Consider the following 22,442-nt stretch of genomic DNA (forward strand, 5'->3'; position numbering starts at 1 on the left):
TTAGATTCCCTCAAGGAGCCCTTCACGGACCTCCGGGCGCGGGCGCGCTCCGGTTTCCGCGTGAGTCGGGTCACTGCGCAACACCCCGCCTTTGCCCGGCGGCCGGAAATAAGACACACTTGTGTTGTGAAAAAGAACGGGACCATCGGCGAGGGGCGCGGCGACCAGCCGCGCACCGCGGCCGTCGGCGTTCCCGTGCAGGTCAGCGCCGTGAACGTGGCCGAGGGACGCACCCGGCACGAGGTCGCCCGGCTGCTGCTGGAGCAGGGCCCGATGACCGCCGCGGTGGTCGCCGAGCAGCTCGGCATCAGCCCGACGGCCATCCGGCGGCACCTCGACGCGCTGCAGGCCGACGGCGAGGCCGAGACCCGCGACGCCCCGCGCAGGGGCCCGCGCGGACGCGGCCGCCCGGCCAAGCTTTTCCTGCTCACCGAGGCGGGCCGGGCCCGGTTCGGGCACGCCTACGACGACCTCGCGGTGTCGGCCATCCGCTTCCTCGCCGAGCACGCCGGCCCGGACGCGGTGCGCGCGTTCGCCGAGCGCCGGGTCGAAGGACTCGTCGGCCCGCACCGCCAGGCGATCACCGGATCGGATGATCCGGTGGAGCGCGCCGAGGCCCTCGCCACCGCGCTGAGCAGGGAGGGCTACGCTGCCTCGACCCGCCAGATCGGCGCGGGAGCCCCGGCCGCGAACGTCGGCGCGCAGCTGTGCCAGCACCACTGCCCGGTCGCGCACGTCGCCGCGGAATTCCCGCAGCTGTGCGAGGCCGAGACGGAAGCGTTCGCGAAGCTGCTGGGCACCCACGTCCAGCGGCTGGCGACCATCGCGCGCGGAGACAACGCGTGCACCACACACGTACCCGCCGGACCGGCGGGTATCCCGGCCCATCCCGAGCCGGACCGCACGACGCCCGGAGAAGCGGCCCCGCCGCCGGAAGGGCACGCACCACGGATCCCGAATGGAGGGAAACCCGCATGACTGCCGCTGCCGAGCAGCGCACTCCCACCACCGAGCCGTTGAGCCAGGAAGAGACCATCGCGTCCCTGGGCAAATACGCCTTCGGCTGGGCGGACTCCGACGAGGCTGGCTCCAGCGCCCGCCGCGGTCTGAACGAGGATGTCGTCCTCGACATCTCCGCGAAGAAGTCCGAGCCCGAGTGGATGCGCGACGCCCGATTGAAGGCGCTCAAGCTGTTCGACCTCAAGCCGATGCCGAACTGGGGCGCCGACCTCTCGGGGATCGACTTCGACAACATCAAGTACTTCGTGCGGTCCACCGAGAAGCAGGCGGCCAGCTGGGACGACCTGCCCGAGGACATCAAGAAGACCTACGACAAGCTGGGCATTCCCGAGGCGGAGAAGCAGCGCCTCGTGGCCGGCGTCGCCGCGCAGTACGAGTCCGAGGTCGTCTACCACCAGATCCGCGAGGACCTGGAGGAGCAGGGCGTCCTCTTCCTGGACACCGACACCGCGCTCAAGGAGCACCCGGAGATCTTCCAGGAGTACTTCGGCTCCGTGATCCCGGCCGGCGACAACAAGTTCTCCGCGCTGAACACGGCGGTGTGGTCTGGCGGCTCGTTCATCTACGTGCCGAAGGGCGTGCACGTCGAGATCCCGCTGCAGGCCTACTTCCGGATCAACACCGAGAACATGGGCCAGTTCGAGCGGACGCTGATCATCGTCGACGAGGACGCCTACGTCCACTACGTCGAGGGCTGCACCGCGCCGATCTACCAGTCGGACTCGCTGCACTCCGCGGTCGTCGAGATCATCGTGAAGAAGGGCGCCCGCTGCCGCTACACGACGATCCAGAACTGGTCGAACAACGTCTACAACCTGGTCACCAAGCGCGCCAAGTGCGAAGAGGGCGCGACCATGGAGTGGGTCGACGGCAACATCGGCTCCAAGGTGACGATGAAGTACCCGTCGGTCTTCCTGATGGGCGAGCACGCCAAGGGCGAGGTCCTCTCGGTCGCGTTCGCGGGCGAGGGCCAGCACCAGGACGCCGGGGCGAAGATGGAGCACCTCGCGCCGCACACGTCCTCGACCATCGTGTCGAAGTCGGTCGCGCGCGGCGGCGGCCGCACGTCCTACCGCGGCCTGGTCAAGGTCGCCAAGCGGGCGCACCACTCGCGCTCCAGCGTGGTCTGCGACGCCCTGCTGGTGGACACCATCTCGCGGTCGGACACGTACCCGTACGTGGACATCCGCAACGACGAGGTGTCCATGGGCCACGAGGCCACGGTGTCCAAGGTCAGCGAAGAGCAGCTGTTCTACCTGATGTCCCGCGGCCTGGCCGAGGACGAGGCCATGGCGATGATCGTGCGCGGGTTCGTCGAGCCCATCGCGCGCGAGCTGCCGATGGAGTACGCGCTCGAGCTGAACCGCCTGATCGAGCTGCAGATGGAAGGGTCCGTCGGCTAAATGGAGTCAACACAGTCCGTGGCCTCGGAGAACAACGTTTCCGAGGCGCTCCGCGAGGGGGCCGTCATCCCGGCGGCCTCCCGCGCGGAGCGGTTCACCTCCTACGACGTCGAGGCCTTCGAGGTCCCCGGCGGCCGGGAGGAAAACTGGCGCTTCACCCCGATGAAGCGCCTGCGCGGCCTGCACGACGGGTCCGCCGTCGCCTCCGGCGAGATCACGCTGGAGACCGAGGCCGCGCCGGAGCTGAAGATCGAGACCGTCGGCCGCGACGACGCGCGCCTCGGCGAGGCGGGCGTGCCGAGCGACCGCATCGCGGCGCAGGCGTACTCGTCGTTCGCCAAGGCCACGATCGTCACGGTGCCGAAGGAGACCGAGACGTCGAAGCCGTCGGTGCTGCGCGTGCACGGCCCCGGCGAGGGCAAGGTCGCCTACGGCCACCTGCAGGTGCGCGCCGAGGCGTTCGCCAACGCGGTGATCGTGCTCGACCACGTCGGCTCCGGCACCTACGCGGACAACGTCGAGTTCGTCATCGGCGACTCGGCCAAGATCACCGTCGTCAGCGTCCAGGACTGGGCCGACGACGCGGTGCACGTGTCCGAGCAGCACCTGCGGCTGGGCCGCGACGCGACGCTCAAGCACACCGTGGTCACCCTCGGCGGCGACCTGGTGCGCGTGTCGCCCACGGCGACCTTCGCCGACCGCGGCGGCGACGTCGAGATGCTCGGCCTGTACTTCGCCGACGCCGGCCAGCACCAGGAACACCGGCTGTTCGTGGACCACGCGGTGCCGAACTGCAAGTCCAACGTGATGTACAAGGGCGCCCTGCAGGGCGACGGCGCGCACACGGTGTGGATCGGCGACGTGCTGATCCGGGCGGCCGCCGAGGCCACCGACACCTACGAGCTGAACCGCAACCTCGTGCTGACCCCCGGGGCGCGCGCCGACTCGGTGCCGAACCTCGAGATCGAGACCGGCGAGATCGAGGGCGCCGGCCACGCGAGCGCCACGGGAAGGTTTGACGACGAGCAGTTGTTCTACCTCCAGTCGCGCGGGATCGGCGAGGAGGCCGCGCGGCGGCTGGTCGTGCGCGGGTTCTTCCACGAGATCCTGGCCCGCATCGGCGTGCCCGAGGTGCGCGAGCGCCTCGAAGCCGCGATCGAGGCCGAGCTCGAAGCCGTGGGCGCCTGAGCCCGTCGTCCGTCCACTTCAGACTCTTTAGGAAAAGCAGAATGGCTACCCTGGAAATCAAGGACCTGCACGCTTCGGTGACCACCGAAGACGGAGCCAAGGAGATCCTCAAGGGCGTCAACCTGACCATCCGGTCGGGCGAGACGCACGCGATCATGGGCCCGAACGGCTCCGGCAAGTCCACCCTGTCCTACGCGATCGCCGGGCACCCGAAGTACACGGTGACCTCCGGCGAGGTGCTGCTGGACGGCGAGAACGTGCTCGAGATGAGCGTCGACGAGCGCGCCCGCGCCGGCCTCTTCCTCGCCATGCAGTACCCGGTCGAGGTCCCCGGCGTCTCGATGTCGAACTTCCTGCGCACCGCGGCCACCGCGGTCCGGGGCGAGGCTCCCAAGCTGCGCCACTGGGTCAAGGAGGTCAAGGAGGAGATGGGCAAGCTCGGCATCTCCCAGGAATTCGCCGAGCGCTCGGTGAACGAGGGCTTCTCCGGCGGCGAGAAGAAGCGCCACGAGATCCTGCAGCTGGCGCTGCTCAAGCCGAAGTTCGCCATCCTCGACGAGACCGACTCCGGCCTGGACGTCGACGCGCTGCGCGTCGTGTCCGAGGGCGTCAACGAATACAAGGCGGGCAACGAGGTCGGCGTCATGCTGATCACGCACTACACCCGCATCCTGCGGCACATCACCCCGGACTTCGTGCACGTCTTCGCCGACGGCCGCATCGTCGAGTCCGGCGGCCGCGAGCTGGCCGACGAGCTGGAGGAGAACGGCTACGTCAAGTACGCCGGCTCTCCCGAGCCCGCCAAGGCCTGACCGTTTTCCGCGCCCCGTTCCCGACGACACCGAGAGAGAGGAGTTGGCTCGATGACCACCACGGCTTCGAACAGCCCGACCAACTCTGTTCCCCTTGACGTGGCGGCACTGCGTGCCGACTTCCCGATCCTGACGCGCACCGTGCGCGACGGGAAACCCTTGGTGTACCTGGACTCCGGGGCGACCTCGCAACGGCCGGTGCAGGTGGTCGACGCGGAACGGCGGTACGTGTTCACGTCGAACTCGGCCGTGCACCGCGGCGCGCACCAGCTGTCCGAAGAGGCCACCGACGCCTACGAATCCGCGCGTGCCAAGACCGCGGAATTCGTCGGCGCGGACCCGGAGGAGCTGGTGTTCACCAAGAACGCCACCGAGGGCATCAACCTCGTGGCGTACGCGATGAGCAACGCCGCGACGGCCGGACCCGAGGCGGAGCGGTTCCGGATCGGCGAGGGCGACGAAATCGTCATCACCGAGATGGAGCACCACGCGAACCTGGTGCCGTGGCAGCAGTTGTGCCAGCGCACCGGGGCGACGCTGAAGTGGTTCAAGGTCACCTCCGAGGGCAGGCTCGACCTGTCCGACCTCGACGGGGTGATCACGCCGCGCACGAAGGTGGTCGCGTTCGCGCACCAGTCCAACGTGCTCGGCACCGTCAACCCGGTGGCCAAGCTGGTGGCGAAGGCGAGGGAGGTCGGCGCGCTGACCGTCCTCGACGCCTGCCAGTCGGTGCCGCACTTCCCGGTGGACTTCCACGCGCTCGGCGTCGACTTCGCGGTGTTCTCCGGCCACAAGATGCTGGCCCCGTCCGGGATCGGCGTGCTGTACGGCCGGACCGAACTGCTCGAGGCGATGCCGCCGTTCCTGACCGGCGGCTCGATGATCGAGCTGGTCACGATGGAGCGCACCACGTTCGCCGCGCCGCCGCAGCGGTTCGAGGCCGGGGTGCCGATGACGTCGCAGGCGATCGGCCTCGGCGCGGCGGTGGACTACCTGTCCGCCATCGGGATGGACCGCGTCGCGGCGCACGAGCACGAGCTGGCGGCGGCCGCGATCGCGGGCATCAGCGAGATCCCGGGCGTGCGCATCGTCGGGCCGACCGACCTGAAGGACCGCGGCGCCACCGTCGCGTTCGTGATCGACGGCGTGCACCCGCACGACGCCGGCCAGGTGCTCGACAGCCTCGGCATCGCGGTGCGGGTGGGGCACCACTGCGCGTGGCCGCTGCACCGGGCCTGCTCGGTGCCGGCGACCGTGCGGGCGAGCTTCTACCTGTACAACACCTTGTCCGAAGTGGACGCTCTGGTCGCCGGGATCCGCGAGGCGCAGAAGTTCTTCGGGGTGGCTCAGGACGGGGCTGCGCGATGAATCTCGAGAGCATGTACCAGGAGATCATCCTGGACCACTACAAGAACCCGCACGGGCGCGGCCTGCGCGAACCGTTCGACGCGGAGTCGTTCCAGGTCAACCCGACCTGCGGCGACGAGATCACCTTGCGGGTGAAGGTCAGCGACGGCAAGGTCGAGGACGTGTCGTACGACGGGCAGGGCTGCTCGATCAGCCAGGCGTCCGCGTCGGTGCTCACCGACCTGGTCGTCGGGCACAGCGTCGGCGAGGCGTTCGAGACCATGGACGCCTTCGTGGAGCTGATGCAGGGCAAGGGCAAGGTCGAACCGGACGAGGACGTACTGGAGGACGGCGTCGCGTTCGCCGGCGTCGCGAAGTACCCGGCGCGCGTGAAGTGCGCCCTGCTCGGCTGGATGGCGTTCAAGGACGCGGTGTCCAGCACCACCACAGGAGCTGAGAAGGCATGAGCGAAGAGACGGCTACCGACCCGCGCGAGGGGCGCACCGCCGCGGACCTGCCCGAGCAGGCCGCCGCCGTCCCCGCCGACATCGCCAAGATCGAGGACGTCGAGGAAGCGATGCGCGACGTCGTCGACCCGGAACTCGGCATCAACGTCGTGGACCTCGGCCTGGTCTACGACATCCGGGTGGAACCCGACAACACCGCGACGCTGGACATGACGCTCACGTCGGCGGCCTGCCCGCTCACCGACGTGATCGAGGACCAGACGTCGGCGGCGCTGACGTCCGGCGGCCTGGTGAACGACTTCCGGATCAACTGGGTCTGGATGCCGCCGTGGGGCCCGGAGAAGATCACCGACGACGGCCGCGAGCAGTTGCGGGCGCTCGGTTTCACTGTCTGAGGTTCGGTGCGTGCGAAGGCCGCTTCCGGTTCGCCGGGGGCGGCCTTCGGCGTGTCCGGTACTGGTGCGTCCGGGTGCCCGCGGGCGGAACGCCGAATTCTGTCGGGTTGGGTGCTGTTACTGGCTGATGACCGAACCTGACTCTGGAACCGTGGCCTCTTCCGGGGACAGACCTGGCCGCGGCCTGGCCGTCGCGGCGGTGTCCGTGGCCGCGGTGTGTTTCGCGCTCGGCGTGGCGACCTGGCTGGCCTGGCTGCTCGTGCGGCCGAGGCTGCTCATGGGCGGCGTCTACCCGATCGTGGCCGAGGTGTTCGTCCTGGTGCTCGGCGGACTGGCCTTCGTGGTGGCGCTAGCCGGAACGGTCGCGTTCACCTCGAATCCCGGGTTCGCGACGGGACAGTTCGATGTCCGGCCCGGCCACGCGACCCTGGGCCGGTGATGTCTGTATAACGACCTATACGGCACCGGATGGTTTCGGGTGTCCATTATGGACAGAACGGCACAATCCGCCCGGACGATCCCGGGCCGCGTAACGGATCCGCGGTTCTCGCCGATCCTCGCGAGGTGATCGACGGTTTCCCGGCTCCGCCGCCGGTGTCCCGCGCGCCTCGCCGGTTTTCGGCGGTGCTGGCGCTGTTCGTCGTGGTCGCGCTGGCCGGGGTGGCCGGATGCGGGTACGGGCTGGTGACGGTGTTCAGCTATCGCGGGGTGAAGGTGCCGGTGAACGCGATGGCCCCGGCGGTGCCCGCCCACACGATTGCCGTGCTCGTCAACCGGGACGGGCAGGTCTACCACCGGGGCGACGTAGTGCTGGCACGCATGCCCGCGCAACCGGACGACAAGGCATACGCCCTGATCGGCCGGGTGATCGGCGTGGGCGGCGATGACGTGCGGTGCTGCGACGGTGCCCGGCGGATCGTGGTGAACGGGAAGTCTGTCGACGAATCCTACGCGAGCGGCGACGGCCCCCAGTTCCACGTCCTCGTCCCGCTGGGCACGGTGTTTCTCGCCAGCGATCGACGCGACGTGGGATGGGACTCGCGGCAGGTGGAGGTCCGTTACGGAGGGAACAGCGGCTCGGTGCCGGTGTCCGAGGTGTACGGGGTGGTCGTGGCCACCGGAGCGAACCCGTGGTGGGTGCGCACCCTGCCCCCGACGACGGCGTTCACCGCCGCGGGGCTGCCGGGCGCGCCGGAGGTCGATCAGGGGCCGTTCGTGGGGCGGGTGCTCGTCGGGGCGGGGGCCGGGGCGTTCCTGATCGGATTCCTGGGCGCGGTGGTCACCGGGGTGCGCCGGGGCAGGAAACGCCGCCGGGCGGCCGCCGCGGAGGGGTGGGTTTCCGCCGGGTAGCGGCGGAACCGAGGATCGCTCAGTTTCCTGGGCTGCTCAACGGATTCGCCGGTCTGCCCGTGCCTGCCGTCCGGAGCGGCGGAAGACGACGAAAAGCAGCCGCAGTCCCGCCAGCGCGCTGATCATCAGCAGGTTGTAGCCGAACACGTGGTTCAGCGTCAGCCCGGGCACCAGCTGCGGGCCGCTCGAACTCGCCAGCAGCAGCACGGCCATGAGCCCGGTCGCGATGCCGACCAGGGCCAGCAGCACCTCGTGCACCAGGCCGGTCACCAGGTCGCGGTCCCGTTCGTCGGAGAACAGCCGCAGGTTCACCGACAGCCTGCCTTCCTCCAGCGCAGCGCCGATCCGGTCGACGCGACGCGGCAGGCGGCGCAGCACCGGCAGCAAGGCGGTGAATTCGTCGGTGACGGTGCGACGCAGGGTTTCCGGGCGCAGGCCGATGCGTTCGGCGGCGAAGGCGCGGGATTCGGCGACCAGGTCGAAGTCGGGGGCGAGCGTCGCGAGCGTGCCTTCCATGGTCGCCAGCGCCCGGAACACCGCGGCGATCGGCGGCGGGACGGCCAGGCGGAAGTCGGCGATGACGCGGAACAAGCCGGTGAACAAGTCGAGACCTGGTGTCCGGCCGGGTCCGAAATGCCGGGCCAGCAGGGTGCCGAGGGCGCGTTCCAGACGTTGTTCGTCGAGATCGTCGGGGCGGTGGACGATTTCGAGCAGCCCGTCGCGGACGCCGGCCGGGTCGCCGCGGTCGATGGCGGGCAGCAGCGCTTGCAGCCCGGCGCGCAGGCCGGTGTCGAGACGGCCAACGGAACCGAAGTCGAGCAGTCCCAGGGTGCCGTCTTCGAGCAGCAAAACGTTGCCCGGATGCGGATCCGCGTGGAATACCCCGCCCAGCAGCACCTGATCGAGCAGGCCGCGCAGGAAGGTCCGGGCGAGGTCCTCGCGGGAGTGCACGGAACTTGTCGAGAGCGGCTTGCCCTCCAATCGTCGCATCACCAGAACGCGCTCCGTGGACAGTGCTTTGTGGACAGTCGGCAGCGTGACGCCGGGAACCGGATGCGCGGCAATGGCTTCGATGTTCGCGGCTTCGGTGCGGAAATCGAGTTCGTCCTCAAGGGACTCGGCGAATCCGTCCGCCAGCTCCCGCACGCCGAGCGAACGTGCCCAGCCAGCGCGTTCGTACAGCACGGCGGCGAGGCGGCGGACGATGTCGATGTCCCGGTCCACCTGCTCGCGAATTCCGGGTCGTTGCACCTTCACGACGACCTCGGCGCCGGACCGCAGCCGGGCACCGTAAACCTGCGCGATCGACGCCGCGGCAAGGGGTTCGTCGTCGATGTGCGCGAAGGCGGTGAGGTCGGTTTCCTCGCGCAGCAAAGCGCGCACCTCGTCTTCGGGAGCGGGCGGAACCTGGTCGTGCAGCCGGCTGAGTTCGCGGATGTACACCGGCGGCAGGAGATCCGCGCGCGTCGAGAGCAGCTGGCCGAACTTCACGAATGTCACGCCCGCTTCTTCGAGGGCTAGCCGCAGGGATCGCGCGAGCTTCGCCGAACCGTCGGGATCCGCGGTGCGACGGCCGGTGAGGAACGAGCCGAGGCCGTGCCGGATCGCGATGCGCATGATCCGCGAGTAACGGCGGGTGCGGGCCGCGCGGGACCGCAGTGAGCGCATCCGGGCGAACAAGCCCGGCCCGCCGGACGGAATCGCGAGTTCGGCGACGAAAAGGACCAGCAGGGTCACCGCGAGCGCGCTGCCCGCCAGCGGGATCAGCAGGCCGACCGCGACGCCCGGGGTAGTCAGCACGACCAGCGGGAACGTCCGGACGACAGTGCCCGCGACGAGCCAGCCCGCCAGCGCGGCGCCGAGTGCCCGGACGATTCCGACGCGCACCCCGAGCACTTTGCGCGCCGCGGCGACGAGCGGCCACAGCACAACGACGTAGGCCAGCAGGCCGAGCAGCAGCGTTTGCATGCCGACGAGCACACCAGCGCGGCGGCGCGCGCGGATCCAGCCGCGGCGGGACGGGCCTCCCTCTCGAGGGGGAGCCTCCTACTTTCGGACGTAGTCTCCGGCGGTGGTGAACTTCTAACGTCGTCGAGCGGACAAGGGTTGCTTGCTTTCTCGACGAGCTACGGAGGACACGATGCACGCACGAGGGTTCCGGCGGATCGCCGCACTGGCCATGGCGACCGCCGCGCCGCTCGGCTTCGGCCTGGCGACCGCGCCCGCCGCGTCCGCCGCCGCGACGACCACCGTCTACTACAGCTCGGCCGGCGCGCCGGACTACGTCGCGCAGATCGACCAGGGCGCGGCGAACTGGAACGCCGCGGTCAGCGACGTGCGGCTGGTGAAGGACGAGGGCAAGGCGACGGTCGTGATCCACGAGGTGCACAGCGGGGGGTCGTACACGCAAACCGACGGGCACGGCAAGGGCGACGTCTACCTGGACACGAGCCAGGTCGCCGAGGGCTACGACCCGACCCGCATCGCCGCGCACGAACTCGGCCACAACCTCGGGCTGCCAGACCACTATTCGGGCCCGTGCTCGGAACTGATGTCGGGCCACGGGCCGGGGACGTCGTGCACCAACGCCAAGCCGGATGCGCAGGAGTCGGCGAAGGTGCAGCAGTTGTGGGCCAACGGGTTCCGGACCGAGGGCACCCGGGTGACGACGACTGTCTACTGAGGACCTGGTGAGTGTTTATGCCGGTTAGAACCGGGATCGCCGCTCACGACCGCTATAAGGAGCGAAGCCCTGGGCTTGGCGCTGCTCAAGTCGAATCCGGACACTTCGCCACCGTGTTCGAGCAGGGTGCCGGTCAGCGGTCCGGCATCACGTACGGCGTTGAGCGTGCGCCTCCCGGCCACGTCAACGGCCAACGCCAGAACGGCGAGCCACTCGTGGTCGGCGTTCTGATTTCGCTGTCCGACGAGGTGGTGTAGTAAGCGTCGGCCAGCAGGCCGCCAGAAACTCCGCGGCAGGGTCCCGCTCTGGAGGGAGGCGTTCGCCGGAACCGCCTGTCAGGATTGGCGGGTGCGTTTCTTCCGTCCGCTGGTCAGCGCGGTCACCTATCGCCGGTGGGTGTACTTGATCCTGGGCGCCGCGCTCAGCGTGCCGTACCTGCTGCTCGCCGTGGTCGCGATGCCGTCGCTGATGCCGTTCGCCACGACGGTGGGCTGGGCGAGTCTCGTCGGTTTCGTCGTGATGCTCGTCGTGCTGGCCGCGACCGCGTTCCTTCCCGCGGTGCGGGTGCTGGAAGCCGCGGCGGTGCGGGAATTGCTCGCCCAGCCTGCGCCAGGACGCGGCCGCGTGCGGTGTGCGGCGATGTTCGTGCTGCACGTCGTGGCCGGCATGTTCACCGGGCTCGCGACGCTCGCGCTGCCGGCCGGATTCGGGTTCGCGATCAACGCCGTCTTTACCGGTCGGCTTGTCGACACGCCAGATGCCCACCTGACGGTTCCGCGCGGCTGGGCGTCGGCGTGGCTGCCCGCGGCGTTCGTGGTGGCCTTCGTCGTGCTGATCTACTTCGTGTGGGGCGTCGGCGGATTGCTGCGCCGCGCGGCGGCCCGGTTGCTCGGCTGGTCCGCCGCCGAACGCATCGCGCAGCTCGAACGCCGCACCGACCTGCTCGCCGAACGCACCCGGCTCGCGCGCGAACTCCACGATTCCGTCGGCCACGCGCTGTCAGTGGTCACGCTGCAAGCCGGGGCCGCGCGGCGGACGCTGCACACCGACCCCGGCTTCACCGAGGAAGCGCTCACCGCGATCGAGGAATCGGCTCGCACCGCCCTTGACGATCTTGACCACGTCCTCGGCCTACTTCGCGAAGAAGCACGCGACCGGACGCCGCACGCGGGCCTCGCCAACCTCCCCGCGCTGATCACCGTCACGCAGCAGTCCGGCACGGATTGCCGCCTCGAAGTGGAAGGCGACATCGCGAAGGTGCCCGCAGTGGTGTCGCGCGAGGTGTACCGGATCCTGCAGGAATGCCTCACCAACGCGGTGCGGTACGCGGGCAAGGTGCCGGTGACCATCGCGTTGGCGGTCGCTGACGGGCAGTTGCGGGCCGCAGTCGCGAACCCGCTCGGCTCGGCCCGGCCGTCGCGCGCCCGCGGCGGCCGCGGCCTGCGAGGCATGGCGGAGCGGGCGGAACTGGTGGGTGGCAAGCTGGCCGCGGGGCCGGTGGGCGAAAACTGGGAGGTCGTGGTGACGGTGCCGTGGGGGAACCGGTGAGCGTGCGAGTCCTGCTGGTGGACGACGAACGGCTGATCCGGGCCGGACTGCGCGCGATCGTGGACAGCGAACCGGACCTGACCGTGGTCGGCGAGGCGGCCGACGGCGCGGAGGTGCCGGGTCTCGTCGAGCAGCTGCGCCCGGACGTCGTGCTGATGGACGTGCGGATGCCCGCGGTGGACGGGATCCGCGCGACTGGGCATCTTCTGTCCACTGTGGATAATCCGCCGAAGGTGATCGTGGTGACCACCTTCGAAAACGACGACTACGTGTACGACGCGTTGCTCGCCGGGGCGAGCGGATTCCTGCTGAAACGTGCTCGCCCGGAGGAGATCGTCGCCGGGATCCGCACGGTGCTGGCGGGGGATTCGCTGCTGTTTCCCGCCGCGATCCGGGGCATGGCCGCACGTCGTTCGCGCGCGACTTCGGCGGCGCCGCTGGATTTCCTGACCGAACGGGAACGCGACGTGCTGCGGCTGATGGCGGCCGGACTGTCCAATGGGGAAATCGCCGCGGAGCTGTTTCTGGGGTTGCAGACGGTGAAAACGCACGTCGGGAACGTGCTGTCGAAGCTCGGTGCCCGGGACCGGACGCAGGCGGTGATCCGGGCTTACGAGTCGGGCTTTGTCACGCCGACCGGCTGATGGCGACTTCCCGGCCGATGCCGCGCAGGACTTCGACGCGGTCGCTGCCGGGGCGGCTGAGGACCCAGCTGGATCCGGGGACGGCTTTGGCGCGTTTCTTCAGCGGGGCGAGCAGCCGGGAAGCGTCCCGATAGGACGGAATCGTGCCGCTGCCGCATACGAGCGTCGCCAGCGAGACCGTGACCGGCATGCCTTCGGCGGACCAGCGCGTGTCCAGCAAAGCCGCGGCGACCGTGCCGATTTCGTCCACATCGCACACGATCAGGAAATCGTCGCCGCCGACGTGGCTCACGCGCATCCGCGGCAGCCGCCGGGACAGGTCGGTGAGGGTTTCTCCCAGGGCGCGGATCAGGTCGTCGCCCGCGGCGAACCCGGCGTTGTCGTTGACGGACTTGAACGAGTCGACGTCCAGCCACGCCGCCACGAACTGCTCGCCGCTCGCGATCCGGCGTTCGACGTCGCGCGCCGCGGCCTCGCTGCCCGGCAGCCGGGTGAGCGGGCTGAGCGTGACCGCCTCTTCGACCTTCGCCTCGGCGACCCCGCGCACGACCTCGGTCACCAGCACGACGCCGAGACAGCGCCCGGCCGAATCGACCACCACGACGTCGTCGCCGGTGCGGCCCCAGTCGGCGTCGGTGACCAGTTCGAGGAATTCCAGTGCGCTCGCGCCCGCCTCGATCAGGTGCGGTTTGTCCGCCAGCCGCGCGGCGGGCCGCTTCGCGTGCAGGGCGTGCCCGTACGGGCCGGTGATGGTCACGAGGAACCGCGTCCGGTCGACTGACCACTGTGGACGGTTGTCCGCGTCGACGCCGACCACGCCGCTCGGCGCGTCCGCGGCGGCGAGCACCTCGCGGACGTCGTCGCAGGTCGCGTCGACCGGCAAGGTCGTGGCCGGACGCAGGAAATCGCCGACGCGCGGGGCCTGCGGCGGCGCGGGCGTGCGCCGGTCCTCCGGAAGGACCGCGCCGGAGGCGGGCGCGGACCGGTGCGCGGCGGGCGGCGCGAGCAGGTTGCCCTGCGCGATCCGGACGCCGAGGCTCTGCGCCGCGTCCAGCTGCGAATCGGTCTCGATCCCGGTCGCGACCAGCCGGATGTTCGTACGCGTCGTGTAGTGCAGCAGCGCCTCGACCACCGCGGTCGACGCCGGGTCTCCGGGCAGGCCGCGCAGCACGCTGCGGTCGAGTTTCACCAGGTCCACCGGCGACTGCGCGAGCAGCGCCAGCGGCAGGTCGCCGCGGCCGAGCCCGTCGAGCGCGAGCCGGAAGCCCAGTTCGGTGAGCGCGCGCATGCCGTCGAGCAGACGGCCGGTGGGCAGATGCGTGAACGGCGGGCCGACCTCGAGCACCACGTCGCGGGTGCGCCGTCCGGCCGCGCTGAGCTCGGCGATCAGCTCGTCGAAGGACTCCAGCGGGGACGCGAGCGTGCGCGCGGAGAGGTTGAGGTGCAGCGGGAGCGCACTGGGACGCTCGGCCTCCTGGCGCACCGCGGCGGCGGCCAGCCCCAGATCGACCTCGGTGAGCCGGCCCGCGCGGCGGGCCTCGGCGAGCAGTTCGTGCGCCGTGCCCCGGCCCGGCCGGGCCAGCGCTTCGTACGCGACGACTCCGCCGGTGTGCAAGCTGTACATCGGCTGGAAGGCGAATCGGACCGCACGCAGCGTCGTCACGGACGCGATACTCGCACCGTCGAAGGGACCGCGAAACCGTTGTCAGCTGATGTTCACCGACGCGGCACTTTGCCCCACCGGATCGGAGTAACAGAATGCTTTTCCGTTCCCTCGATCGGGCGCGGGAAAATTCCCGGCACGTACTCAGCCGAGCAGTCTCCGGCGAAGGCCGCCCGGGGCGGAGCGGAACAGTTTTGCCATGGTCGCGGCAGTGCCGGGCAGGTCGGCGCGGCCCGACGTGAACGCGCGCTGCGCCGGGACGGGGAGGCTGAAGAACAGGTCGAAGAATTGCGCCGACTGGGCAGGTGACATTCCGCACAATGCACGGAGTCCGTGGCGGCGCAAGGCATGCACAGCACGGGCTTCGGGCGGCCACAATGCCTTCCGGGCAGCGCTGGCCGCGGCGGGCGGGCCCGCGTCGAACGCGTCCGCGAGAGCATCCGCGACGCGAGGCGCGAGCTGCAGGGCGGTCGCGAGGCTGTAGCCGGTCGCCGGGTGCACGAGCGCGCCCGCGACCCCGAACGGCACCGCCTGGCCGCGCTTCGGCACCGGGACGTCGAGCACGATCCGCACCCGTTCGACGCGGCCTGCCGGACGGATGCCCGCCGCGGTGAGCCGCGCGTGCAGCCGCTGGGCGAGTTCGGACACCGGGAGCCCGGGCTTGCGGGCCAGGGACGTCTCCTCGACCAGGACGGACCCGTCGCCGAGGGGCAGCAGGTAGCGGAAGCTGTCCGTGCCGTCGCGCCAGTCCATGAAGACGGCGGTGTCCGCCGGGGCGAGCCGCTCGGCCTGGTCCGCGGGGAGCACGAGCCCGTACGCCGTCTGCTCGGCGCGCGGAGGACGGAGCTTGGGCGCTCCCGACGCGTCGGCGAACACGGCCGCGGCCAGCCGCCGACCGTCGGCGAGCAGGATCGTCGAACCGTGCGGGCCGTGTTCCGCGCCGGTCACCTTGCCCGTGACGACCTGGACCTTCGGGTCGGTGAGCCACTCGCGCAGCCCGGCGTTGTCGAGCACCCGGTACGCCCGGTCGACGCGGTGCTCGCGGGTCCCGAACGCCAGCGTCGCCGCCGGAGCCGCGGCGATCGCGTTGCCCGGCAGCTCAGGCACTTCGTCCGCCCACAGGGCGTAAGTGTTCGCCCACTTTCGGTGCGGATCCGGGTCGATCAGGGCAGTTTCCAGCCCCCGCCGGGCGCACGCGGCCGCCAGCGCCCGTCCGGCCGGGCCGCCGCCCGCCACCAGCACGTCGGTCATCCCGCAATCCTGCCGGACGGCCGGATACGGTGGGACACATGGACGAGACCGATCCGAGGGCAGCGCGCCGGGACCCGGAGAACGGAGCCGGCGGGTTCACCGATCTGGCGACCAGCCCGTTCCGCGTCGACCGCGACCGGATCACCGCGTCGCCGTTCTTCGCACGTCTCGGCGGGGTGACCCAGGTCGTCAGCGCGGGCGGTGCCGGGCTGCTGCACAACCGGCTGACGCACAGCCTGAAGGTCGCGCAGGTCGCGCGCGGGATCGCGGAGCGGATCACCGGGTCGAGCGAGTCGGCCGAGCTGGCCGCGAAACTCGGCGGGTGCGACCCGGACGCGTGCGAGGCCGCCGCGCTGGCGCACGACCTCGGGCACCCGCCGTTCGGGCACCTCGGCGAGCAGACCCTGGACCGCATCGCGCGGCACCGGTTCGGCCTCGCCGACGGTTTCGAGGGCAACGCCCAGACGTTCCGGATTCTCACCACGACGGACGTGCGCGGCCCGTCCGCGATCGGCCTGGACCTGACGACCGCGGTCCGCGCCGCGGTCCTGAAGTACCCGTGGGCGCGCCTGCACTACCCGCGGCCGCATCCGACCGCGATGCCGCAGCCGCCGCGTGGCGCCGCCGAACCGGACGACGCTCCGGGCACCGGCGCGAGCAAGTTTTCCGCCTATGTCACGGAATTGGACGACTTCGAGCAGGCGCGGGCCCCGTTCGCCGGGCGGATCGAGCCGTGGCAGCAAACGGTCGAAGCGTCCGTTATGGACACTGCCGACGACATCGCGTACGCGATCCACGATCTGCAGGACTTCCACCGCATCGGCGTCCTGCAACACGCTCCCGTCGCCGCCGAACTGGGGGAGTGGCTGGCGCACGCCGTCGATCTGGCTTCGCTGGACGACGCGCGGCTGAACGCCGAAATCCGCCGTCCAGGCCGTTCCCTGGAGCGGATGCGTCGCCGAATGCACCTGAAGGACAGCTGGATCGTGGACGACGACGCCTTCGCCGCGGCGGTCGCCCGGGTCCAGCGCGAACTGGTCGACGGCCTGCTCGCGGACGGCTTCGACGGCTCGACCGAAGCCGAACAGGCGACGGCCGCGTTCTCGTCGAACTGGATGGTGCGGCTGGTGGACGGGGTTTTCGTCCTGTCCTCGCCCCCGACCCGGTCCGGGCACGTCTCGCTGCGGCCCGCGCAGTGGCACGAGGTGCAGGTCCTGAAGTTCGTGCACCGGCGGTTCGTGTTGCTGCGCCCCGATCTCGCCCTGCACCAGCGCGGTCAGGCCAGCCTGGTGACGACGCTGGTCGACGCGCTGGACGCCTGGCTCCTGGACCGCGACGAGGCGTCCCGGTTGCCGCGCCGGCTGCACGACTTGATGGAACTGGCGCACGGCGAGTACTCGGCCCTCGCCCGGACCGCGCCGGAGCTGCTGGTGGGCGCGACGGGCGAGCGGGTCGAGGGCGCGGACGCGGTGCGCGGCCTGGCCCGGGGGCGGGCCGTCGTGGACTTCGTGGCCTCGCTGACGGACAAGCAGGCGGTGACGCTGCTGGAAGCGTTGTCCGGCCGGTCGAGCCAGCCTTGGTCGGATTCCTTTGTGCTGTAAATAGGTTGCGCCCTCGGGCGTCCGGTCAGCACGGTAGGCAGATGCCTTGTGCGATCCGGGAAGCCGGTGCCGGCGATTGGCCGCGGATCTGGCCGATCGTTCGGGACGTGGTGACCGAGCAGCGGACGTTTCCGTACGACCCGGCCATGAGCGAAGCGGAAGCCCGGCAGCAGTGGATGCTTCCGGCCCCGGCCCGGGTGGTGGTCGCGGTCGAGGGCGACCGGGTGCTGGGCACGGCGAACATGTACGCCAACCGGCCCGGTCCGGGCAGCCACGTCGCTTCGGGGAGTCTGATGGTGTCCCGCGACGCGCGCGGCTCGGGCGTCGGGCGGGCCTTGGCGGTCGACCTGATCGCTTGGGCGCGGCGGTCTGGGTTCGCGGCGATTCAGTTCAACGCAGTGGTCGAGACCAATGTCCACGCGATCCGGCTGTACGAAAGTCTGGGGTTCGTGACGCTGGGCGTCGCGCCGGGAGCGTTTCAGCATCCGGTCGAGGGGCGGGTCGGATTGCGCATTATGTGGCTGGAGCTGTGACCGGGCGGTTTTGCGCGGCAGGAGATTCAGGGAGGATCCGTCGCGGACGAGACTGGCTCGGCTGAACGGCCTACGACGTCCGGCGGGCCGGCCACGGCCGAGTCCAAAATAGACAGAAAGCTGCTCGTGCGGGAGAAGATGCGCACGCAGGGCCTGAGTGCGGCCGCATCGCCAAGACCACGGTGACTGCGGCACCGGGTGCGGCCTCAGCCCGCCTGAGCGATGCGGGGCCGTCGCACCACGCGGCGGCCCCGTACCGTTTCGGATATGGCACGGCAGGTCGCAGGCGGCGGACGGGCGGTGGAAGTCCCGCCCGAACGGCTCGAGCGCTGGTTCGCGCGCTTCGCCGAACGCAACGACGGCGTGCGCACCACCGTGCTCGCTGCGACACAGGTGCGGATCGAAGCCGGAAACGGCACCACGGCCACCGCGACTGTCCCGTTTGGACCCTTACGAGAGCAAGGCGAATACCCCGGACTGGCCGTCGAACCGTTGCTCCGCCACGTGCGGACGCCGAGGCTGATCGCGCTGCTGCTGGTCCGGAAAGGCGGACACTCGCTCGGACTCGCCTACGACGGCCGCGTGATTCTCTCCCGGACCGACCGCCATCGCGTGCAGGGCCGAACCGCGGCGGGCGGCTGGTCGCAGCATCGCTTCGCACGCCGTCGTGAAGGCCAGACCCGAGCCGCACTGCAGGCGGCCGCACAGGACGCCTGCGAAGTCCTGCTGCCGCGACTGTCCGAAGTGGACGCTGTGGTGCTCGGCGGCGACCGCCGGGCGCTCGACGAACTGCGCGCCGACCGACGGCTCGCGGAGCTGTTCGACCGGGCCGAGCCGCGCGTGCTGGACATCCCCGAACCCCGTCGCGAGGTGCTGGCCGAAGCGGCGCTGCGGGCCCGCGCGGTGGAGCTGGTGGTGAGAGAACAGACAGTGGACAGCGAGTGAATCCGGACACGGCCGCGAAAACCGTTCGACGCCGACCCGTACACTGGGTTCGTGGTCAACAGGGCATTGGTGCGGATTCAGAGAGAATAACCGCCCGCCCCGCATCGCACGCGGTGCTGGGGCGCTCCAGCACGTCCACCTGACCGCCCCCGTCTCCGGGAGTTCTCTTGATCACGGCCACCGGCCTTGAGCTGCGCGCCGGTTCGCGCATCCTGCTCAACGGCGCCACCCTCCGCATCCAGTCCGGCGACCGCATCGGCCTCGTCGGCCGCAACGGCGCGGGCAAGACCACCTCGCTGAAAGTCCTCGCGGGCGAGGGCGAACCGCACGCCGGCGACGTCCGGCGCAGCGGCGAACTCGGCTACCTGCCGCAGGACCCGCGCGAGGGCGACCTGTCGGTCACCGCGAAGGACCGCGTGCTGTCCGCGCGCGGGCTCGACACCCTGCTGCGCGACATGGAAAAGGCGCAGACCGCGATGTCCGAGCTGGTCGACGAGAAGCAGCGGGACAAGGCGATCAACCGCTACGCGCGGCTCGAGGAGCGGTTCTCCTCGCTCGGCGGGTACGCCGCGGAGAGCGAGGCCGCGCGGATCTGCTCGAACCTCGGCCTCGCCGACCGCATCCTCGCCCAGACGCTCAGCACGCTGTCCGGCGGCCAGCGCCGCCGCGTCGAGCTGGCGCGCATCCTGTTCGCCGCCGCCGAGGCGGGCGCGGGCGGCAAATCCGAGACGATCCTGCTGCTGGACGAGCCGACCAACCACCTCGACGCCGACTCGATCAACTGGCTGCGCGGGTTCCTCAAACAGCACGACGGCGGGCTCGTGGTGATCAGCCACGACGTCGAACTGCTCGGCGACGTCGTGAACAAGGTGTGGTTCCTCGACGCCACGCGTGGCGAGATCGACATCTACAACATGAGCTGGCAGCGCTACCTCGACGCGCGCGCCACCGACGAGAAGCGCCGCCGCCGCGAGCGCGCGAACGCCGAGAAGAAGGCGTCCGCGCTGCAGGCGCAGGCCGCGAAGCTCGGCGCGAAGGCGACCAAGGCCGTCGCGGCCAAGAACATGGCCCGGCGCGCGGAGCAGATGCTGTCCTCGCTCGACGAGACCCGCCAGGCGGACAAGGTCGCCCGGATCAAGTTCCCGGAACCGGCTCCGTGCGGGCGCACGCCGCTCACCGCGGACGGATTGTCCAAGTCGTACGGTTCGCTCGAGATCTTCACCGGCGTCGATCTGGCGATCGACCGCGGTTCGAAGGTCGTGGTGCTCGGACTGAACGGCGCCGGAAAGACGACCTTGCTCCGGCTGCTCGGCGGAATGGAAACCCCGGACACCGGATCCGTCGAACCGGGTCACGGATTGCGTTTGGGCTATTACGCACAGGAACACGAAACGCTCGACCACGAAGCGTCGGTGTGGGAGAACATCCGCCATCTCGCGCCGGACACCGGCGCGCAGGAGCTGCGGAACCTGCTCGGCTCGTTCCTGTTCACCGGCGAACAGCTCGACCAGCCCGCCGGAACGCTGTCCGGCGGCGAGAAGACCCGGCTCGCGCTCGCCGGACTCGTGTCCAGCCAAGCCAATGTGCTGCTGCTGGACGAACCGACGAACAACCTGGACCCGGCCAGCCGCGCGCAGGTTCTCGACGCGCTGCGCAGCTTCGCCGGCGCGGTCGTGCTGGTGACGCACGACCCGGGCGCGGTCGAGGCGCTCGAACCCGAGCGCGTGATCCTGCTTCCGGACGGAACCGAGGACCACTGGTCGGCGGATTATCTGGAACTTGTCCAGCTTGCCTGACCGAGTGCGTCCGTTCGGGTGCTGACCGTGTCGGGCACGGCACTGGAATGGCCCAATGTGATCGCGGTTTCGATCGTTTTACGGCTGTCGTCTGGCAATCCGGCGCGTAGTGTTCGATCATTGCCCCGGCAGGGGCCGTGAATGGCCCGGAACCACCACTCGGCGGGAAGGCGATCGACGTGGCTGATCTCAAGAAAGGCGCGCGGATCACCGGCAACACGCGCGACAAGCTGGCCGCTGACCTGAAGAAGAAATACGAGAAGGGCTCGAGCATCCGGGCGCTGGCGGAATCCACCGGACGGTCCTACGGGTTCGTCCACCGGGTGCTGTCGGAGTCCGGGGTCCAGCTGCGGGGGCGCGGCGGGGCCACGCGAGTCAAGAAGAAGTAGCGTCAGCGCGGCCGTTGCGCGGGGGGCGCGCGGTCGGTCCGGAGGCCCGGAAGGTCAGTGCGGCGCCGAGGAGTACCAGCGGGTACACGAGGTAGCCGTACCGGGTGGCCGGAGTAAGCAGGATCAACGCGCCGAGTCCGACGGCGGTTCGCGTCAGCGCAGCGGATCCCGTCGCGGGGGGCCGGCGTGCCAGCCAGATCAGCATCGCCACTGCCGCAACACCCACCAGCACCAGGGAAATCGCGGTGCCGGCCGGTCCGGCCTGTGCGATCAGATGCCCGGGCAGCGGGCTCGCCGCGGGGGAGCGGACGGCGCCCATGCCGAGCGGGAAGCGGATCACGTGCTCGGTGAACGCCGCCGGGTTCGCCAGATACACCGGCAGATGCAGCGCGATCGTCGCCGCGGCCAGCGCCGCCGCGAAGCGACCCGTTGCCGCCCAAGGATTTCCGCCGCGAGCACGTCGGTAAACGAAGACCGCGAGCACCGCGGCCGCCGGCGCGACGATGAGTTTCGCGCTGATCACCAGCGCCAGCACGAACCCGCTCCATCCTGGACGGTCCGCCGCGGCGAGCGCGAACGTCAGCACGAGCAGGCCCACGATCGCGAGGTCCGGACCGGCCACCGCCCAGGTCAGCGCGGTCAGCGGACAGGCGATCGCGAGCTGTGCGGCGAAAACCGGGATCCGGGGCCGGTTCAGCAGCCGCCAGGACGCGTACGCGCAGAGCACCGCGGCGAGCGCGAACATCCAGCGCGCGTCGGTCAGTGCGTTGAGGACCGGGCTGCCGCCGAACAACGCGCGCGGAAGCCCGAAAACGGTCATCACCGGGCCGTACGGCGTGTAGTCGTTCACTTCCGGTGCGCGGCCGAGCGCGGCGATGTCGACGTACGGGGTTCCGTGCCGCAGCAACAGATCCGCGCTGCGTTCGATCACCCACACCTCGGGCTGCGCGGCCCAGGAGAACGGGGTGATCAGCCAGTCCGTTCCGGTCAGCCGCCGGATCACGAGCATCAGCAACGGCGCGCACATCGCGAGTACGACAACGGCGCCGATTCCGATCCAGCGCGAGGAGAATTTGCCGTTAGTTTGCATTCCGCGGCGCGCGGAAATGGTGAGCCAGGCGCTGTACGCGGCGGCCAATCCGTATCCGGCGACGGCGAAATTGCCCCAGATCCGGTATCCGTAGAACTCCGAAGCGAGCGCGGTGCCGAGCGCGAAGGCGAAGCAGCCGAGATAAAAAACGAGATCCCAGGCGGCGACGCGCACGGGACGGGCCGCTTCGCCGCGCGCAGGGGCCATCAGCAGTTGCACCCGCGTTTCCTCCCCGGCTCGCCGACCCCGAAACGCCAGGCTACCGAGCCGGGCCGCACCGCCGGTGCCCCGGTCCGCGAGGGAATCGGAGTCCCTCG

The 22,442-nt window shown here is 70.4% G+C and carries 22 protein-coding genes and 1 pseudogene; 19 read left to right on the forward strand and 4 right to left on the reverse strand.

The genetic code is table 11. The features are described 5' to 3' along the window. Window positions 1-126 precede the first annotated feature (126 nt). The 9 genes from ATK30_RS32100 (at window position 127) to lepB (ending at window position 7,982) form a co-directional block, all read left to right on the forward strand. Window positions 127-978, forward strand: coding sequence for a helix-turn-helix transcriptional regulator (locus ATK30_RS32100; protein WP_208637463.1), 852 nt, complete (start codon window positions 127-129; stop codon window positions 976-978). Beyond that, complete coding sequence (sufB, locus tag ATK30_RS32105) at window positions 975-2,423, forward strand: Fe-S cluster assembly protein SufB (RefSeq protein ID WP_101438600.1); 1,449 nt, start codon at window positions 975-977, stop codon at window positions 2,421-2,423. The genes ATK30_RS32100 and sufB overlap by 4 nt, the downstream gene beginning before the upstream one ends. Further along, window positions 2,424-3,611: a Fe-S cluster assembly protein SufD gene (gene sufD / locus ATK30_RS32110; protein ID WP_101438601.1), complete on the forward strand. Its 1,188-nt coding sequence runs from the start codon at window positions 2,424-2,426 to the stop codon at window positions 3,609-3,611. It abuts the gene before it with no gap. 41 nt (window positions 3,612-3,652) lie between these two features. After that, entirely contained in the window at window positions 3,653-4,423 is a 771-nt protein-coding gene (sufC, locus tag ATK30_RS32115; protein ID WP_101438602.1) for a Fe-S cluster assembly ATPase SufC, read from the forward strand. Window positions 4,424-4,474: 51 nt separating this feature from the next. After that, complete coding sequence (locus ATK30_RS32120; RefSeq protein WP_101438603.1) at window positions 4,475-5,791, forward strand: cysteine desulfurase; 1,317 nt, start codon at window positions 4,475-4,477, stop codon at window positions 5,789-5,791. After that, window positions 5,788-6,237 carry a Fe-S cluster assembly sulfur transfer protein SufU gene (gene sufU, locus ATK30_RS32125; protein ID WP_101438604.1) on the forward strand — a complete coding sequence of 150 codons (450 nt, stop codon included), beginning with the start codon at window positions 5,788-5,790 and terminating at the stop codon, window positions 6,235-6,237. Before ATK30_RS32120 ends, sufU begins: the two co-directional genes overlap by 4 nt. Continuing rightward, the gene (locus ATK30_RS32130) at window positions 6,234-6,632 is read left to right on the forward strand and encodes a metal-sulfur cluster assembly factor (RefSeq protein ID WP_037359221.1); all 399 of its coding nucleotides are present in this window, start codon (window positions 6,234-6,236) and stop codon (window positions 6,630-6,632) included. The genes sufU and ATK30_RS32130 overlap by 4 nt, the downstream gene beginning before the upstream one ends. Before the next feature lie 151 nt (window positions 6,633-6,783). Then, complete coding sequence (locus ATK30_RS32135) at window positions 6,784-7,071, forward strand: hypothetical protein (RefSeq protein ID WP_244194792.1); 288 nt, start codon at window positions 6,784-6,786, stop codon at window positions 7,069-7,071. 29 nt (window positions 7,072-7,100) lie between these two features. Beyond that, complete coding sequence (gene lepB, locus ATK30_RS45775; RefSeq protein WP_101438606.1) at window positions 7,101-7,982, forward strand: signal peptidase I; 882 nt, start codon at window positions 7,101-7,103, stop codon at window positions 7,980-7,982. 36 nt (window positions 7,983-8,018) lie between these two features. On the opposite strand, the gene ATK30_RS32145 is transcribed toward lepB, so the two are convergent. Beyond that, the gene (locus ATK30_RS32145) at window positions 8,019-9,950 is read right to left on the reverse strand and encodes an ABC1 kinase family protein (RefSeq protein WP_101441180.1); all 1,932 of its coding nucleotides are present in this window, start codon (window positions 9,948-9,950) and stop codon (window positions 8,019-8,021) included. A gap of 172 nt (window positions 9,951-10,122) precedes the next feature. Between ATK30_RS32145 and ATK30_RS32150 the strand changes: the two genes are divergently transcribed. The 4 genes from ATK30_RS32150 (at window position 10,123) to ATK30_RS32160 (ending at window position 12,857) form a co-directional block, all read left to right on the forward strand. Next, window positions 10,123-10,665, forward strand: a complete 543-nt coding sequence (locus ATK30_RS32150) for a snapalysin family zinc-dependent metalloprotease (protein ID WP_101438607.1) — start codon at window positions 10,123-10,125, stop codon at window positions 10,663-10,665. Between the two features lie 113 nt (window positions 10,666-10,778). Further along, window positions 10,779-10,922 carry a hypothetical protein gene (locus tag ATK30_RS45135; protein ID WP_158242532.1) on the forward strand — a complete coding sequence of 48 codons (144 nt, stop codon included), beginning with the start codon at window positions 10,779-10,781 and terminating at the stop codon, window positions 10,920-10,922. Between the two features lie 91 nt (window positions 10,923-11,013). After that, window positions 11,014-12,213 carry a sensor histidine kinase gene (locus ATK30_RS32155; RefSeq protein ID WP_101438608.1) on the forward strand — a complete coding sequence of 400 codons (1,200 nt, stop codon included), beginning with the start codon at window positions 11,014-11,016 and terminating at the stop codon, window positions 12,211-12,213. Continuing rightward, window positions 12,210-12,857, forward strand: a complete 648-nt coding sequence (locus ATK30_RS32160) for a response regulator (protein WP_101441181.1) — start codon at window positions 12,210-12,212, stop codon at window positions 12,855-12,857. Before ATK30_RS32155 ends, ATK30_RS32160 begins: the two co-directional genes overlap by 4 nt. Here ATK30_RS32160 and ATK30_RS32165 read toward each other — a convergent pair. Beyond that, window positions 12,841-14,520, reverse strand: coding sequence for a GGDEF domain-containing protein (locus ATK30_RS32165; protein ID WP_101438609.1), 1,680 nt, complete (start codon window positions 14,518-14,520; stop codon window positions 12,841-12,843). The two genes, ATK30_RS32160 and ATK30_RS32165, sit on opposite strands and share 17 nt — an antisense overlap. A gap of 144 nt (window positions 14,521-14,664) precedes the next feature. Beyond that, window positions 14,665-15,771 carry a lycopene cyclase family protein gene (locus ATK30_RS32170; protein ID WP_101438610.1) on the reverse strand — a complete coding sequence of 369 codons (1,107 nt, stop codon included), beginning with the start codon at window positions 15,769-15,771 and terminating at the stop codon, window positions 14,665-14,667. Window positions 15,772-15,809: 38 nt separating this feature from the next. Here ATK30_RS32170 and ATK30_RS32175 point away from each other — a divergent pair, with 38 nt between their 5' ends. The 6 genes and pseudogenes from ATK30_RS32175 to ATK30_RS32195 all read left to right on the forward strand — a co-directional run bounded on the left by ATK30_RS32175 (window position 15,810) and on the right by ATK30_RS32195 (window position 21,035). Continuing rightward, window positions 15,810-17,372, forward strand: a complete 1,563-nt coding sequence (locus ATK30_RS32175; RefSeq protein ID WP_101438611.1) for a deoxyguanosinetriphosphate triphosphohydrolase family protein — start codon at window positions 15,810-15,812, stop codon at window positions 17,370-17,372. 41 nt (window positions 17,373-17,413) lie between these two features. Next, the gene (locus ATK30_RS32180) at window positions 17,414-17,905 is read left to right on the forward strand and encodes a GNAT family N-acetyltransferase (protein WP_101438612.1); all 492 of its coding nucleotides are present in this window, start codon (window positions 17,414-17,416) and stop codon (window positions 17,903-17,905) included. Window positions 17,906-18,172: 267 nt separating this feature from the next. Further along, window positions 18,173-18,850, forward strand: a complete 678-nt coding sequence (locus ATK30_RS32185) for an acVLRF1 family peptidyl-tRNA hydrolase (protein ID WP_167442038.1) — start codon at window positions 18,173-18,175, stop codon at window positions 18,848-18,850. Between the two features lie 158 nt (window positions 18,851-19,008). Next, window positions 19,009-19,596 (forward strand): annotated as a pseudogene (locus ATK30_RS47565) (ATP-binding cassette domain-containing protein); the annotation flags it as partial. A 123-nt stretch (window positions 19,597-19,719) separates the two neighbouring features. Further along, entirely contained in the window at window positions 19,720-20,646 is a 927-nt protein-coding gene (locus ATK30_RS47570) for an ABC-F family ATP-binding cassette domain-containing protein (RefSeq protein WP_416332928.1), read from the forward strand. 179 nt (window positions 20,647-20,825) lie between these two features. Continuing rightward, on the forward strand, window positions 20,826-21,035 hold the full coding sequence (locus ATK30_RS32195; protein ID WP_003071237.1) for a helix-turn-helix domain-containing protein: 210 nt from the start codon (window positions 20,826-20,828) through the stop codon (window positions 21,033-21,035). Here the strand turns inward: ATK30_RS32195 and ATK30_RS32200 are convergent. Further along, window positions 21,022-22,332 (reverse strand): glycosyltransferase 87 family protein, encoded by a 1,311-nt coding sequence (locus ATK30_RS32200; protein WP_208637701.1) that lies wholly within the window; start codon window positions 22,330-22,332, stop codon window positions 21,022-21,024. The two genes, ATK30_RS32195 and ATK30_RS32200, sit on opposite strands and share 14 nt — an antisense overlap. Between the last annotated feature and the right edge of the window lie 110 nt (window positions 22,333-22,442).

Source organism: Amycolatopsis echigonensis (genome assembly GCF_002846615.1).
Taxonomy (GTDB): domain Bacteria; phylum Actinomycetota; class Actinomycetes; order Mycobacteriales; family Pseudonocardiaceae; genus Amycolatopsis; species Amycolatopsis echigonensis.